The 14,539-nt window shown below is 68.0% G+C and carries 12 protein-coding genes; 6 read left to right on the forward strand and 6 right to left on the reverse strand.

Features of this window, described 5'->3' with window-relative positions; translation table 11 throughout:
* Positions 1 to 75 precede the first annotated feature (75 nt).
* A complete protein-coding gene (locus tag JJJ16_RS08575; RefSeq protein WP_219752246.1) occupies positions 76 to 309 on the reverse strand; it encodes an ABC transporter in 234 nt (77 codons plus the stop codon).
* Between the two features lie 259 nt (positions 310 to 568).
* The gene (locus JJJ16_RS08580; protein ID WP_219752247.1) at positions 569 to 763 is read right to left on the reverse strand and encodes a hypothetical protein; all 195 of its coding nucleotides are present in this window, start codon (positions 761 to 763) and stop codon (positions 569 to 571) included.
* 265 nt (positions 764 to 1,028) lie between these two features.
* Here JJJ16_RS08580 and JJJ16_RS08585 point away from each other — a divergent pair, with 265 nt between their 5' ends.
* Positions 1,029 to 2,738: a hypothetical protein gene (locus JJJ16_RS08585; protein ID WP_219752249.1), complete on the forward strand. Its 1,710-nt coding sequence runs from the start codon at positions 1,029 to 1,031 to the stop codon at positions 2,736 to 2,738.
* A 92-nt stretch (positions 2,739 to 2,830) separates the two neighbouring features.
* Here the strand turns inward: JJJ16_RS08585 and JJJ16_RS08590 are convergent, their stop codons facing one another.
* The 3 genes from JJJ16_RS08590 to JJJ16_RS08600 form a co-directional block, all read right to left on the reverse strand.
* Entirely contained in the window at positions 2,831 to 3,976 is a 1,146-nt protein-coding gene (locus tag JJJ16_RS08590) for an alpha/beta hydrolase (RefSeq protein ID WP_219752251.1), read from the reverse strand.
* A gap of 84 nt (positions 3,977 to 4,060) precedes the next feature.
* On the reverse strand, positions 4,061 to 5,218 hold the full coding sequence (gene metX, locus JJJ16_RS08595; RefSeq protein WP_219752253.1) for a homoserine O-acetyltransferase MetX: 1,158 nt from the start codon (positions 5,216 to 5,218) through the stop codon (positions 4,061 to 4,063).
* Between the two features lie 111 nt (positions 5,219 to 5,329).
* Positions 5,330 to 6,655 (reverse strand): O-acetylhomoserine aminocarboxypropyltransferase/cysteine synthase family protein, encoded by a 1,326-nt coding sequence (locus JJJ16_RS08600; RefSeq protein WP_219752254.1) that lies wholly within the window; start codon positions 6,653 to 6,655, stop codon positions 5,330 to 5,332.
* Positions 6,656 to 7,113: 458 nt separating this feature from the next.
* Between JJJ16_RS08600 and JJJ16_RS08605 the strand changes: the two genes are divergently transcribed.
* Positions 7,114 to 8,445 carry an NlpC/P60 family protein gene (locus JJJ16_RS08605; protein ID WP_219752256.1) on the forward strand — a complete coding sequence of 444 codons (1,332 nt, stop codon included), beginning with the start codon at positions 7,114 to 7,116 and terminating at the stop codon, positions 8,443 to 8,445.
* 181 nt (positions 8,446 to 8,626) lie between these two features.
* On the forward strand, positions 8,627 to 9,322 hold the full coding sequence (locus JJJ16_RS08610) for a hypothetical protein (protein WP_225905275.1): 696 nt from the start codon (positions 8,627 to 8,629) through the stop codon (positions 9,320 to 9,322).
* A 1,153-nt stretch (positions 9,323 to 10,475) separates the two neighbouring features.
* Here JJJ16_RS08610 and JJJ16_RS08615 read toward each other — a convergent pair.
* Positions 10,476 to 10,970 carry an inorganic diphosphatase gene (locus JJJ16_RS08615; RefSeq protein WP_003792014.1) on the reverse strand — a complete coding sequence of 165 codons (495 nt, stop codon included), beginning with the start codon at positions 10,968 to 10,970 and terminating at the stop codon, positions 10,476 to 10,478.
* 102 nt (positions 10,971 to 11,072) lie between these two features.
* Between JJJ16_RS08615 and dacB the strand changes: the two genes are divergently transcribed.
* Genes dacB through tilS form a run of 3 tightly spaced genes read left to right on the forward strand, consistent with a single transcriptional unit; the run spans position 11,073 to position 14,374 of the window.
* Positions 11,073 to 12,428, forward strand: a complete 1,356-nt coding sequence (dacB, locus tag JJJ16_RS08620; protein WP_225905276.1) for a D-alanyl-D-alanine carboxypeptidase/D-alanyl-D-alanine-endopeptidase — start codon at positions 11,073 to 11,075, stop codon at positions 12,426 to 12,428.
* Between the two features lie 4 nt (positions 12,429 to 12,432).
* A complete protein-coding gene (locus tag JJJ16_RS08625; protein ID WP_219752258.1) occupies positions 12,433 to 13,275 on the forward strand; it encodes a hypothetical protein in 843 nt (280 codons plus the stop codon).
* Positions 13,265 to 14,374: a tRNA lysidine(34) synthetase TilS gene (gene tilS, locus JJJ16_RS08630; protein ID WP_219752260.1), complete on the forward strand. Its 1,110-nt coding sequence runs from the start codon at positions 13,265 to 13,267 to the stop codon at positions 14,372 to 14,374. Before JJJ16_RS08625 ends, tilS begins: the two co-directional genes overlap by 11 nt.
* Positions 14,375 to 14,539: the final 165 nt, after the last annotated feature.

Below are 14,539 nucleotides of genomic sequence, written 5' to 3' on the forward strand. Positions count from 1 at the left end.
GTTGGGGTGTGCGTGGGGGTTCGTGGCGCTGTCGGGAAAGGGGGGCGAGGAAGCGGGTGCCTGCGGCCCTGTAGATTACGCGGGTTCCGGGTCGTCGCGGAAGAGCTTGGGGAAGGGTGTCACGGGGACGGGCATGCGCTCCACGGGCGGCAGATGCGGGCTGACCGCGTGTTCGGAATGCGGGTAAATGCGGGGGGAGGAGTCTGCGTTCAGGCAGTAGGGTGACAGTTCGCGGCGCGTTTCATCGGACGCTGGAACCTGCAGCTCCGGCGCCGAATATTCAACGATACGCAGCTTATCCCTGCCCATTGAGTGTCACCCTGTTCTGTCTCATATGCTCAGCCGCGCAGTAGTCTAACCGGGTGGAAGATGCTGCGCCATCCGGATTCCGAGCGACATCTGTCATCGTACACGACATTGGTCCCAAGTCATCGGACAACTGAGGATAGTTGCTCAGCATGTGTCAGTGGCTAGCATTTCCCTTCGCCCGGGTTGCTGTCGGGACTGGTGTGTGCGCGTGCGACGGCGGCCCCGCCCGTGGGAGGCTGGGAGTGCCACTCAGCATGAGTTAGCGGTTGGAGGCCTTGTTTGTCCGCGCCTCCTTGAGCGCTGCCCACTCTTCGTCCGTCGTCTGGTTTCTGCCGGCGATGATGTTGGCGAAGTCCTGCGAGGTGCGGGTGCCCTCGATGGCCATGAGGGTACCGTTGACGTTGGTGAGGTCGCGCTCGAGAGAGGCGAGGTTGGTGATGGTCGTCGCGCGCATCGCCGTGACGGCTTCGTCCTCGGACTGGATGGTATTCAGGTCGTCCTGTTCGTCGTACCGGCATCGTGTCGTACTAGCGAACTATTCTACCGGCTTGAAAGACTGTGGGTACGGTGGATTTCGCGGGTGTGATGCCTCGTCGACGCCCGTAATATCGCCTGATAATTACGTGGTATCTACCGCAATGTGCCTGTGTCGTCCTAGCTTCTTTTGGAACGTATGAAACAATGGCCACGAGCGCCCCATACACGTGAAGGAAAGAGCGATGGCCCTGTTTGAGTTCGAGGATGGTCACCTCGTACCCGCTCAATTCGGATACCCGGTCGCCCAAGACCTGGGACCCGACCTCGTTGACGCTATCTGCCAGCAGGTCCTGCAGATCGTCTCGCGTCCGCTTTTCCCCGTGACCTGGCGCGACATGACCGGCCAGGACGATGAGGAAACGCCTCGCCTGACGGCCCTCGACGTGACCGGCCAGATCGTCTCCGTCGAAATCCTCAAAGAACTCGACTCCGAGACCCTCATTACTTCCCTGTCTCGACTGGCCGAGGTCGCCTCGATCTCCTGGTCGGATCTCGCCGCCGAGTACCCGTCCGGCCCCGAGGGCTTCCGCGCCGGTTGGGCGCAGTTCCGCGACTCGATGCCCCCTGCCGTCGGCCCGGGCCCCCGCCTGATCATGGTCGCGGGCGACATTGACCCCTCCGTGCGCCCCGCCCTGTCTGTGCTGGCGACCTCCGGCGTCGAGGTGCACCTCATGAACCTGCGCCAGATGTCCAACGGACGCCTCTTCCTCGATGTGAATGCGGTTGGTCCGCGCCTCTACGGCCACGCCCCGCAGCTCCTCGCCTCCGCCGCGGCAGCCCCTGAGTTGGCCGCCGCGACCGAGCAGCCGGCTCCCTTCGAGGAAAGCGTGCCCGCAGAGTCCGTGATCCCCGCGCCTCCCGCAGAGAGCGCCGAGGCCTCGAACGAGGAGGACTCGGAGACCCCCACGACGCGCCCCACGCCGAAGGTCGCCCCGCACCTGCGCGAGGTCTTCACCTACCCGATGGACGAGGAGCCCCCGGCTCCCTGGAAGCCCGCCGCCGAAGAGTCCTCCACTGAAGAGTCCTCCGACGAGCAGCCGTCCGACGAGGCCGTGGAAGCTTCGCGTGAAGAGGCAGAGCCGGGTGAGGAGCAAGCTGAATCCGAGTCTGACAACCGCGCGGATGGTGCCGACGAGTTCGAGGATGCCGAGGCCGAGCTGGCCGACGAGCTCCTCGATCACGAAGACAACGCCGCTGAGGCCCAGGAGCATGACGCCGCGGACGAGAACGCTGATGACGCGGCCGATGAGTCCGACGTCGACGCTCACGACGACGCCGATGCTTCCGCCGACGAGTCGCGCTCCGAGGAGTCCCACGAGCCGGCCACGGAGCCGCAGGCCGATGATCAGCCGGCCGACGAACCCCAGGTCGACGAGCAGCCGACCCCCGAGGAAGACAAGCCCCGCTGGGAGCGCCCCGCCCACATGAGCCGCCGCGCCACGCGCCGCGCTCGCGAGGAGTCGAGCGAACTCAACGATGGCGGTGCGACCGACGCGGCCACGGCCTCGTCCGTGGATCGCTCCGAAGAATCCCCCGAGGTTGCACAGGCACGCGCGGAGGGCCTGCCGGTCCTTGGCCGCGACGAGGCCGGACTGCGCACCCTTGCGGAGATTCTCGGCCAGGACACGCCCCTTGTGGCCCGCAGCGAACTCGGCCTGCCCGCCGACCTGGTGCTCGCCGCGAGCGGTGCCATCTCCGGCGCGGGCCTCACCTACCCGTCGCTGGACACCCTGCTCACCGCGCGCGGCCTCGGCCATATCGACGCGTGGGGCCAGGTGCGCATCGGCGACCGCCTGGGCCCGACCCTGGCGGAAGCCCTCGACGAGATCAACCGCGAGATCGTGCGCGAGTACGCGCAGGCTCCGCGCGGACAGCACTCCGCCAAGCACTGACGCGACCGCGGCGGGCGTCCACACAACGCGACGCACACGCACGAAGAGAGGCCCGGGATCACGCGATCCCGGGCCTCCTCGCTACCTGAGGCTCAGTGCACGAAAGCGTCCAGCCAGCCGCGCATCGTCGCGTACACGGCCTCGCGCACGGGAGCGTCCGACAGGACCAGATCGTGCTTGCCGGGGAAACGGGCGATCGTCACCAGGTCCGAGAGGCCCAAGCTCCGCTCGGCGATAACCGTGGGGTCCAGGACGGTGTCGGACGTGAAGACGCGTTCGCACCACTCCTCCTCGAAATAGGCCGACGTGGACACCATCGACAGGACCGGGCAGTTCAGGTGCACGCGCTTCTCGATCGTGTCGTGCCCAGCCATGATCGCCTCGAGCCACGAGGCGGGGACCGGGTAGGACTCGGGGCGCTTCCACTCCTGGATGATCGGCCAGCCGGCGACCGACGGGTCCTGCGCCGACAGCCCCTCCGGGATCGGCAGTTCCGAGGAGGCGCGCCCCGCGAGCGAGCGACCGTAGTGGCCGGTCCCGCCCGAAGGCACCTCCCACATGGGGTTGCGCGACGCGATGCGCCCGATGACGGGGGCCATCGCCCCGCGCCAGGCGGCCATCGACTGCATCTCCAGCCAGCCCGAGTTCAGGATCAGGCCGTCCAGGACGCCCGGGTGGCGGTGCGCCCACAGGGTCGCAATCAGGCCGCCCGTCGAGTGGCCCATGAGGACGATCGGCTCGTCCTCGCGCTCGGAACGGATGATCTCGATGGCCTCGCCGATCTCCTCGTCGTACACGGACAGGTCGTCGGCGTATCCGATCGTCTGGTGGGGGCGCAGGGACCGCCCGTACTTGCGCATGTCGAGCGCGTAGAACGCGGCGCCCGCGTCGACCAGCTGCTGCGCCATCTCGGTCTGGAAGAAGTAGTCGTTGCGCCCGTGCAGGTACAGGACCGTCATGCGGGCGCTCTTAGGTGGGGTCGCGCGCACCAGGGTCGCCACGCAGGGCCCCTCCGCGTCGTCGAGCAGCTCGATCGTGCGCGACTCGTACCCGTCGCCGAGGATGTCGGTGCGCCACTGAAGCCCGGGAGGGCCGTCCTCGCCCCACGGTGCCATGACGTCGCGCTCGGGGATCCCCTCGGGGGACGAGGCCGGGGTGTCCACCCCGGACAGCTCGGGCAGACCGCTCGTGTCTGGGATCGGCTCGTCGCCGGGTTCGGGATTGCTGGTAACGCTCATGGGGTCAGCATAACGCGCGAGGCCACCCCGGCCTCGTTGATGAGGAGGAGGAGACGGGGCGGCCTCGCGGAGAATGGGGCTCGATCAGGCGAAGGAGGACGCGCGCGAGGGGATGCGCTCGTTGAGGAACTCGTCGAGGAGGGCGGTCAGCTGGTCATGCTCGATGAGGAAGCCGTCGTGACCGTGGTCGGAGTGGATCTCGCGGTAGAACGCACCCGAAATTCCGGCGGCCATCTGCCAGACCTGCTCGGGGAAGAACAGGCGATCCGAGTCGACCGCGACGACGAGCGTGCGCGCGGTGACGGCCTTGAGGGCCTCGACGACGCCGCCGCGGTCGCGGCCCACGTCGTGGGAGAGCATCGTACGGCACAGCGCCACGTAGGAACCCGCGTCGAAGCGGCGCACGATCTTCTCACCGTGGTAGTCCAGGTAGGACTCCACCGCCAGGCGACCGCCGTGCAGCGGATCCTCGTCGTTCTGGGGGATGCGGCCGAAGCGCTCGTCCAGCTCCGAGGGGGAGCGGTAGGTCGTGTGCGCGATCTGGCGGGCGAGCGCAAGACCCGCATTCGGGCCGGGGCCCGCGTGGTAGTCGCCGCCGTGCCACGCTGGATCCAGCTCGATCGCGCGGATCTGCGTGTGGGTCCACGCGGCCTGATCGGCGGTCGTCTGCGCGCCCGAGGCCACGACCACGAGTCGGCGCACGCGCTCCGGGTAGCTGACCGCCCACTCGATGGCGCGGTGTCCGCCCAGTGACGCGCCCACGACGATGCTCCACTCGTCAATGCCGAGCAGGTCGGCCAGGCGGGACTCGGCGTAGACCTGGTCGCGCGTGGAAATCACGGGGAAGCGCGAGCCCCACGGCGTGCCGTCGGGAGCGAGGGACGCCGGGCCCGTGGAGCCCTGACAGCCGCCCAGCACGTTCGCGGCGACCACGTAGTAGCGGTCCGTGTCGATGATGCGCCCCGGCCCCACGATCTGCTCCCACCAGCCGGGGGTCGGCTGGCCGGGTGCCGCCTCGCCGCACACGTGCGCGTCGCCGGTCAGCGCGTGCAGGATGAGGACCGCGTTGGACGAGGCCTCGTCCAGCTCGCCCCACGTCTCGTAAGCGAGCGTCACGGAGGGCAGGATCTCGCCGTTCTCCAGGCGCTGAGCGCCCAGGTTCGCGAACTTGCGGAAGGCGACCGGGTCGCCCTCGCGCCACGCACCGGACGTGGGTGCGGGGGGCAGGTTGTGACGGCTCATGATGTCCTTCTTTCGCAGGGGTGCTTCGCTGTCGAGGGAGACGGGGGGAGGGGCAGCGGCGGCCTCGGAGCCTCAGGAGTGTGTGTATCCCCGAGGCCGCCGACGGGTCTGTTAGGCCGTGGCCGCGCGGGCCGCGTCGAAGCCGAGCTCCAGGTCGGCGAGGATGTCCTTGATGTTCTCCAGGCCGATCGACAGGCGCACGGTGCCGGGCGCGACGCCGGCCTTGACCAGCTCCTCTTCGGTCAGCTGTGAGTGCGTCGTCGACGCGGGGTGGATGACGAGGGACTTCGCGTCGCCGATGTTGGCGACCACGGGCAGGAGCTGCACGCCGTCCGCGAAGGCCCGGCCGGCCTCGTACCCGCCCTTGAGGACGAAGGAGAGCAGGCCGCCCGTGCCCAGCGGCGCGTACTTCTTGCCCAGCTCGTAGTAGGGGGAGGACTCCAGGCCCGCGTAGTTGACGGACTCGACATCCGGGTGGGCCTCGAGGAATCGGGCGACTGCCAGCGCGTTGGAGACGTGGCGCTCGATGCGCAGGGACAGTGTCTCGATGCCCTGCGAAATCAGGAACGCGTTGAAGGGGGAGGTGACGGCGCCCAGGTCACGGTTGATGAGCGTCTGGATGCGCAGCAGGAACGCCAGGTTCGCGCCCAGCGCGCCGCCCACGCCCAGGTCACGGGCGTAGACGAGGCCGTGGTAGGACTCGTCGGGCGCGTTGTACAGGGGGAAGCGCTCGGGCTGGGAGGCGAAGTCGAAGTTGCCCGAGTCGACGATCGCGCCCGCGATCGAGGTTCCGTGACCGCCCAGGTACTTGGTGGCCGAGTGGATGACGATGTCGGCGCCCCACTCGATCGGTCGGATCAGGTAGGGGGTGGCGACCGTGTTGTCGACGATGAGGGGCACGCCGACCTCGTGGGCGACCGTTGCGATCGGCTCGATGTCGAGGATGTCGCCCAGCGGGTTGGGGATGGTCTCGCCGTAGAAGGCGACCGTCTTGTCGTCGGCGAGCGCGCGCCAGGCCTCGGGGTCGAGGGGGTCTGCGACGAAGCGTGTCTCGATGCCCAGGCGTCCCAGCGTGTTCTTCAGTAGGGTGACGCTGCCGCCGTAGAGGGAGGGGGAGGCGACCACGTTGTTGCCGGCGACGGCCAGGGCGAGGATCGACAGGGCGGTCGCGGATTGGCCGGAGGAAACGAGGAGGCCGCCGACTCCGCCCTCGAGGGCCGCGATGCGGGCGCCGACGCCGTCGGTCGTCGGGTTGGTGAGGCGCGTGTAGATGGGGCCCAGCTCCTGCAGGGCGAAGCGGCTCGCTGCCTGCGCGGTGTCTTCAAAGGCGTAGGAGGAGGTCTGGTAGATGGGCAGCGCGGTCGCGCCGGTGGCGGGGTCGAGGTTGTATCCGGCGTGAATCTGCTTGGTTTCGAAGGACCAGTCGTTGGCGGTCATTGTGCGGCTCCTTAGGTGAGGGGTGGTTCGTCTCTGATTCCCCTCCGGCGGGCCGCAGATGCGGTGAAGTGAACATGCGTCGAGGCGCGTCCCGCTGTCGGGGGACTGCGCGGCAGTCGCTTGTGCTGACGCGCAGTCAGCGGCACATTCGACGGTTCATGCCTTCAATTGTTTGTCATCGACGAGGTCGGGGCGCGATGGTCCCGGATGGTGGACTTTTGTGACAGCTGCCGTCCGTCGGTCGAGTATGTGAGCAGGCTCATGATGGTGGTTGAAAATGTTATGAAAACGCAGGTATTTGTGCGGTAATCATGGTGCCGGTGTTACTTATGTTGCGATTGGTGCATGTGTGAAATTTGAGTTTTGTGGTGTGTTTGTTGCCAAGCGTGACGAAAGTGGATAGGCTCTTTCCCAGTACGCGCGCTCCGGCGCACCTAATTGGACGAGATGAGACAACGATGAGACGACGCGGAACCATTCGCACGGGCCTGATGGCTATCGCCGCCTGTGCCCTCCTCGTGCTGCCCCAGATGGCGCAAGCCGCCCCCTCTGAGGAAGAGATCGCTGCCGCCAAGGCCGCCGAAGAGGCTGCGAAGATGAGCGTCGCCCAGATTGAGGTCAAGCTCGCCGAAGTCAACGCCAGCGCCGCAACCGCGATGCAGAACGCGCAGATCGCGGGCGAAGACCTCAACGAAGCGAATATTGCGCTGCAAGAGGCGACCACAACCGCCAATCAGGCGTCGGCTGACGCGGACGCCGCCGAGGCTGCCTTCGAGGAAGGCAAGCAGCAGATCGCCTCCGTCGCACAGGCTGCCTACCGTAACGGTGGTGGCACGCTCGACGCGATCGCCCCCTACCTCGACTCCGACGGACTGCGCAGCGTCGAGACCAAGCAGGCCGGCATCAGCTCCTTCTCCTCCTCCGCCGAGGCGAAGATGCAGAACGTTACTGCACTCGAGCAGGTCGCCAAGGTGACCCGCGACGCCGCGAACACCGCGCTCGCCAACCAGAAGGCCGCCACGGACGAGGTGCAGAAGCGCACCGACGCCGCCAACCAGGCCGCGACCGCCGCCCAGAACGAGGCCGCGATCGTCGCCGCCCAGCGTGGCGCCTACGTGCAGGAGCTGGCCACCAAGCAGAACACGACCGTCGACCTCATCAACCAGCGTGAGGCCGCCCTCGAAGCCGAGCGTCAGGAAGCCGCGCGCGTCGCCGCCGAGCAGGCAGCCGCCGCTGCTGAAGCCCAGCGTCAGGCCGATGCCGCCGCAGCCGCCGAACGCCAGGCTGCCGCCGATTCCGCCGCCCAGGCCTCGTCCTCCTACGACGATGACGATGACGACGACTCCTCGTACTCGGCGCCGTCTTACTCTGCGCCCTCCTACTCCTACGAGGAGCCCTCGTACTCGGCGCCCTCCTACTCCGGCGGCGGCGCTGACACGGCCATTGCGACCGCGAAGAGCTACCTCGGCGTTCCCTACGTGTGGGGCGGCGAATCCTACGGTGGCGTGGACTGCTCCGGCCTGACCATGCTCGCCTGGGAGAGCGCCGGCGTCGACCTGCCGCACCTCTCCCGCGCCCAGTACAGCTACGGCACGCACGTGCCGATCGGCTCCATGGAGGCCGGCGACCTGATCTTCTGGTCCTCCAACGGCACCCAGTCCGGCATCTACCACGTCGCCATCTACCTGGGCGGCGGCCAGATGATCGAGGCTCCCACCTTCGGCGTGCCCGTGCGCATCACCGGCGTGTACAGCTGGGGCTCGATCATGCCCTACGCCGTGAGGCTCTGAGCCGCATCGTTGCTTGACGAGCCGAGGGCCGCGCAGACTGTGTGTCTGCGCGGCCCTCGGCCTTGGTGCGTTGTGTGCGTTGGTCTGCTGACCTGCCCCGGCCTCGTTCCTGGTGTGCCGACCTGCCCCGATGGGGAACCCGCGAGCGCGCTTGCGGGAGCGCGTGGCTAACATGAACGGCATGAGTGCACCCACCGTCGACACGAACACCCACCAGATCGGTGCCACCTCCACGGTCCCGCGCGTCGTCAAGCCGTGGCCCGCGTACGGGTACACCCTGTTCCTCTGGTTCTGCGTGGTGTCTCCTGCGTGGGGGTTCATTGGTTTCCTCAGTAGGGATAACTGGACGCGGTGGGCATTCCAGTTGAGTCAGGTGCGAGTGATCATTGCGGCCATCGCTGTCCTCGCGTTCCTCCCCATCGTCCGGGCGGCGTTCGGTCGTTTCATCCTCGACCTGATTCGCCGGATCAAGCCGATGCGCAGCGGCAAGCACGCGACGGAAGCCCACCCCGGCACCATGTTCCTGGGGGTCGTGGCCTCGCTCGTGGTGCTTGGACTGGTTGGTCTGGTCGCGTGGGGCATGTGTGGTCAGGCTGCCCTCGACTGGCGCGATGGTCCGGTGACCCGCGAGGGCGTCACGTGCACCGCCATGAATCCCGAGGAGCGTGACGATAGGCCGGCCGTGCACATCGAGCTGACTGAGGAAGGTGGGGTCGTGCGCGCCTACGACCTGCTCCAATACGAGCTCGATCGCCACGCCGAGAAGGGCACGCCCCTGTATGCCACTATCGTCGAGGCCTGCCAGGCCCCCGGCACGCAGATCGGGATCAGCATCTACGACCGCACGGGCATCATCGTCGACGCCTGGAAGAAGTAGCGCGTAAAGCGAGGTTATAGGGCACTACGTGTTGCTGTGTGGTGCTGGTTGTTGCTTGTGGACCCGCAGGTTTTCTGGGCGCCGGGCCCGGCGGTTCCTCCGGTGCCCTTCATGCCGGTGGCGGTGGGGGTTTTGCAGCATTAGAAGCTGGCTGGCGGCGTGTCGCCGGCGTGTCGTGGTTCTAATGACGTCATTTCCCCCGTTTGGTGACAGAGCGAGCGTCGCTTTTGTCGGTGTGGTGCCCACAGTGCAGACCACCTCGGCGAAAAGTGCTGAAAATGGGCGGTTGTGGGCGAGGTGGTCTGCGTTTTGGGCACAAGTGTTTCTCGCGGTGTGTGTTGTTCGTACGTAAGCCCTTGAGTATGCGCGTTGACCCCTTGATGCGCACGTTAACCCTTAGATGTGCATGTGGGCGGCGATGCCCACGCGCATGACATCGGGTTAACGTGCGGGTTGTAGGGCCCAGGTGCAGGTCATTGGGCCCACGTGCGAGTGAGAGGGACCAGGTGTGAAATCGCGGGGCTGGACATGGCTTCAGGGCCCGCGGGCGCCGCAGCCTGGCCCTGTCGACCAGGTGGCCCGGTTGTCTGAAACCATCGTCGCCTTTGCTTGCTGGTACCCGTGTGGGATTGAAACCGCCATCGCCTTTGCGGGTGAGAAATGAGCGTTTTTAGTGCGGTTTTCGGGTGCAGAGGTGATGGTGGTTTCAACGGTCCCTTGTTGGGGGTGTGCAGAGGTGTTGTCGGTTTCAATGTCGCTATGTTGTCGCGCCTCGTGCGCGACATTCTTCGCGCTGATCGGCCTGATGTGGGTGCGAGCGCGAAAAAGTTCGCCCTGCGGCACTGTGGTCATCGTGTAGGCGCGAAAAAGTTCGCCCAGCACACGAAAAATGGCCCAAAATGGGGGTTTTATGGCGCGCTGGGCGAGTTTTTTCGCGGACCAGCAGTCGTGGGATCCCGCCGGGCGAGTTTGTTGCGCCGTGTGCCTGGCAGTCGGGCCCTTCTGTTGACAGTGTTAACCCTTTAATGCGCAGCTAAACCCTACTGGTGGCATGGTGGGCAGCCCGCCCAGGCCACCACCTATCGGGTTAACGTGCGAATTGAAGGGGGCCGCGCGGACGCAAGTCCGCGCGGCCCCCTCGCAAGCAGTCAGCTCAGTGCTCGCCCTCGTGCTCCTTCAGGCGCTCGTAGGAGCGGCGAATCTCGGCCTCGGCCTCTTCGCGACCCACCCAGTGGGCGCCCTCGACGCTCTTGCCGGGCTCGAGGTCCTTGTAGACCTCGAAGAAGTGCTGGATTTCCAGGCGGTGGAACTCCGACACGTCGTCGATCTCGGTACGCCAGGAGGCGCGCTGGTCCGAGGCAGGAACGCACAGGACCTTGTCGTCGCCGCCCTTCTCGTCGCGCATGCGGAACATGCCGAGCGCGCGGCAGCGGATCACGCAGCCGGGGAAGGTGGGTTCCTCGAGGAGGACCAGGGCGTCCAGCGGGTCGCCGTCCTCGCCCAGGGTGTCGTCGATGAAGCCGTAGTCATCCGGGTAACGGGTGGACGTGAAGAGCATGCGGTCCAGGCGGATACGGCCCGTCACGTGGTCGATCTCGTACTTGTTTCGATTCCCCTTGGGGATCTCGATGGTCACGTCAAATTCCATGGCCGCGCCTTCCTCGTTAGCCCCGAAACTCGGGGGTCCAGTTGGTTGTGTCGGCGCATGGACGGGTACTGTAGGTACCGAAGTAACCACGAAGGGAAATCCATGCATCGCACGTCTATGGGGGCCATTGTAAGCGCTAGCGCCGCACTCGTGGCGACGGCGGCGCTGGTGGGTGCCGGTTGTTCGACGCAAACGGCCACTCCGGCGGACGCTCCCACGGCCTCGACGCTTGAACCCGCAGCGATTTCCGGTGATGCGAAGGGCGGTGGGAACCCGGTTTCCGCCGAGGATGTCCAGGCGCTGTGGGCGCCGGTCGCGGCAGCCGCGGCTGAGGGCGGCTACACGGCGTGGGGCACGGTTGTCGACGCGCAGACCGGTGAGGTCCTCCTGGATGCGGCCGCCGCCACCCCTCACACGCCCGCCTCGACGACGAAGACCCTTGCGGCTTTCTCCGCGCTGCACCACCTGGATCCGACGGCGACGCTGACGACCAGCGCGCTCCTGGGCGCCGACAACCAGACCCTCTACCTGGATTCGGAGGGCGACCTGCTCCTGGGGATTGGCACCTCCGACGAGGTTGAGGTCTCGGGCCGCGCGGGCCTGCAGACCCTCGCGAAGGACACGGCCGCGGCCCTGGCGCAGCGCGGCATCACCTCCGTGACCCTGAATTGGCGTGGCACTCTCTTCGAGGGCGCCTCGCACCTGTCCTCCTGGGACGCGCAGGAAGTCGGCTCCTACGAGGGCCACGTCGGCCCCATGGCGATCGACGCCGGACGCACCTACGAGGGCGCCAACGCTTTCTTCTCGGACGCGCCGGGACGCGTCGCCGAGGTCTTCTCGCAGGCCCTCGGCGCGGAGGGGATCTCCGCGACCCTCGGCGAGGCCGGGGATCCGCCCGCGGGAGCGGGAGCTGTGGCCCAGGTGAGCTCGGCGACGATGGGGGAGCAGCTGCGCTGGATGCTCGCCCACTCGGATAACACCCTCGCCGACCAGTATTGCCGTTTCGCCGCGCGCGCGGCGGGAGCCCCCTCGACCTATGAGGGCGCCACCGAGACGGTGCGCAAGACCCTGACCGAGGCCGGTGTGCCCACGGAGGGCCTGACCCTCGAGGACTGCTCGGGCCTGTCCAGCAACGACAAGATCAGCGCAAACACCCTCGTCGGTGTCCTCAAGGCCTCGTACGAGGGCACGGGCACCGAGGCGAACACGATGCGCCTCCTGCCGTGGGCGGGCCTGGTGGGAACGCTCTCCAAGCGCATGACTGAGGAGCCCGCGGTCGGAAACGTGCAGGCGAAGACGGGCGCTCTTCAGGAGGTCACCTCCCTGTCCGGGTCCGTCATGACGAAGAGCGGGCGCGTCCTCCTTGTGTCGATCGGTCACGACAACGTCACCGAGGGCGCCTACGCCACGCGCGGCCACCTCGACGCCTTCGAGGAGGGCCTCGCCGGGCTAGACTGAGGCCATGGATATGCCGTTTGGCCCGCGCAACGTCGCGGGAGTTCTCGCTTCGTTGTCCTACGCGGGGCCCTCGGCCTCTCGCGTGGGTGCCTCCGCCGTCGTGGCGCGCCTGCGCCGCTCGGTCGCATGGTCGGATCGCCGGCTCGCCGAGCTGTCCACCCTGCCCGAGGCCTCCGAGAAGGTGGCCGGCTCCCCGACCCTCGTCGTCGACCGCCGTGGCCTGATTCGTTCGGTCGGCTCGCTCCTGGAGAGTTTCGAAGACACGCGCACGCCCAAGGTCTTGGCCGCCGAGGCCGTCATCCTGCGCGCCCTGGCCAAGGACGCGACGGGCATCTGGGACGTGCGTTCCGGCCGCCGGATCCTTGTGGCCCCTAACGTGCTCGCCGATGCGCAGCGCTACGCCCTGGACCAGACGGACTGGTGCCGCTGGGTCTCCCTGTGCACGGGTCTGCGCGGCGTCCACCTCACTCACGCCCCCCACCTCGTCCCCTACATCGCCGACCTGATGCGCTCCCTGCCCGAACGCAGCGACGAACTCGTGCGCATCGTCCTGCTCCTGGACGCCCTGCCCACCGCGGAGATGGAGGTCCTCACGCCCCGCGACCTGCCCTCGATCCAGTGGCTGCGCACCCACCGCGCACACGCCGGGGGCGTCGGCCTGGTGCGCGCGTGCGCGGCCGCCGGAATGCCCCTGGCCGGGGTCGAGGCCCTGCAGGCACAGACCGAAGGATTTGCGCGCACCGTCGTGCGTGAGGGCGCGATCGCGCAGCTTCTGTCCAGCATCGAGGCCCTGCCGAGCGCCCGCGAGTACGCGGAGCCGACAGCGTGGCTGGCGCGTGTGCGCTGACGCATCCCGCCTCGTGGGCGCAAACCCGCGCGGCTCTCTGCGCGCCTGCTCCCTGGCGGTGCGCGCTTCTCTGACCTCCTTCATCGACGAGGCCGGGGCCCCTCCCGCTCTCGTCGTCGGCCTGTCGGGGGGCGCGGATTCGCTGGCGCTGGCGCTCACGACGATCGACGTGGCGGCGCGCGCGGGAATCCCGGTTGTGACGGTGACCGTCGACCACGGGCTGCGCGCGGGCAGCGGCGAGGAGGCTCGCCGCGTCGCGGATCTGGCTGCCTCCCTGGGGGCGCGTGCCGTCGTTGAGACCGTGTCGGTGGAGGGCCCGGGAGGGCCCGAAGGCTCAGCCCGCGACGCCCGCCGAGCCGCCCTGCGAGCGGTCGCCCAGCGTGAGGGGGCCCCGATCCTCCTCGGCCACACGATGGACGACCAGGCTGAAACGGTCCTCCTGCGCCTCGCGCGCGGCTCTGGCCCCTCGTCCCTGCGGGCCATCGCCCCCGTCTCGCGCGACGATGATGGGGTGACGTGGCTGCGCCCCCTCCTCGGGCTGCGGCGAACGGACACGGAGCAGGCGTGCGCCCAGGCGGGCCTCGCCCCGCTTCAGGACCCGACCAACGACATCGACGGGCCGTGGCGCGCCGCGGACGGCAGCCCCCTGCGCCGCTCGGCACTGCGCCACGCCGCGATCCCCGCCCTGGCCTCGGCTCTGGGGGTGGACCCGGTTCCCGCTCTGGCCCGCACGGCCGCCCTGTGCGCTGCCGACGACGACGCGCTCACCCAGTGGGCGAGCGCGCTCGCGGCCTCGGCGACGCCGGGGGAGGAACACGACTCCGAGACGGGACACCCGTCCCTGGCGGTGTCCGCCCTGCTGGGCGCCCCCCGAGCGGTGCGCACCCGGGCGCTGCGCGAGGCCGCCCGCGCAGCCGGAATTCGCGCGTTGTCTAGCGCCCATGTGGACGCCCTCGACGACCTCGTGGTCGCGTGGCGCGGCCAGGGGCCCATCGACCTGCCCGGAGGCATCGCCTCACGTGTTGGACGCGGCGCGCACGCGCGCATCGCTTTCGTCGCGCGCGAGGTGGGCGACCCGACGGCCCCAGACCGCGACTAAACAGCGGGAATACGCCGCGATAGCCCCCACCGGAGCGGCCCGGCACTGCCTGCGCGATCACAGGATGTTGCGCTGACAGTGAGAATCTCGTCCTTCCTGGAACAGGCGAGCGTTTGTGTGGCACGCTTATAGTGGAATCGCTCGCGTAGCATCGATACGAAAAGA

Source organism: Schaalia sp. ORNL0103, from assembly GCF_019429565.1.
Classification (GTDB): domain Bacteria; phylum Actinomycetota; class Actinomycetes; order Actinomycetales; family Actinomycetaceae; genus Pauljensenia.

Bases quoted from the DNA above. Each gene is read 5' to 3' on its own strand.
- JJJ16_RS08575 (WP_219752246.1), bottom strand. From the start codon at position 309: ATGGGCAGGGATAAGCTGCGTATCGTTGAATATTCGGCGCCGGAGCTG.
- JJJ16_RS08580 (WP_219752247.1), bottom strand. From the start codon at position 763: ATGCGCGCGACGACCATCACCAACCTCGCCTCTCTCGAGCGCGACCTC.
- JJJ16_RS08585 (WP_219752249.1), top strand. From the start codon at position 1,029: ATGGCCCTGTTTGAGTTCGAGGATGGTCACCTCGTACCCGCTCAATTC.
- JJJ16_RS08590 (WP_219752251.1), bottom strand. From the start codon at position 3,976: ATGAGCGTTACCAGCAATCCCGAACCCGGCGACGAGCCGATCCCAGAC.
- metX (WP_219752253.1), bottom strand. From the start codon at position 5,218: ATGAGCCGTCACAACCTGCCCCCCGCACCCACGTCCGGTGCGTGGCGC.
- JJJ16_RS08600 (WP_219752254.1), bottom strand. From the start codon at position 6,655: ATGACCGCCAACGACTGGTCCTTCGAAACCAAGCAGATTCACGCCGGA.
- JJJ16_RS08605 (WP_219752256.1), top strand. From the start codon at position 7,114: ATGAGACGACGCGGAACCATTCGCACGGGCCTGATGGCTATCGCCGCC.
- JJJ16_RS08610 (WP_225905275.1), top strand. From the start codon at position 8,627: ATGAGTGCACCCACCGTCGACACGAACACCCACCAGATCGGTGCCACC.
- JJJ16_RS08615 (WP_003792014.1), bottom strand. From the start codon at position 10,970: ATGGAATTTGACGTGACCATCGAGATCCCCAAGGGGAATCGAAACAAG.
- dacB (WP_225905276.1), top strand. From the start codon at position 11,073: ATGCATCGCACGTCTATGGGGGCCATTGTAAGCGCTAGCGCCGCACTC.
- JJJ16_RS08625 (WP_219752258.1), top strand. From the start codon at position 12,433: ATGGATATGCCGTTTGGCCCGCGCAACGTCGCGGGAGTTCTCGCTTCG.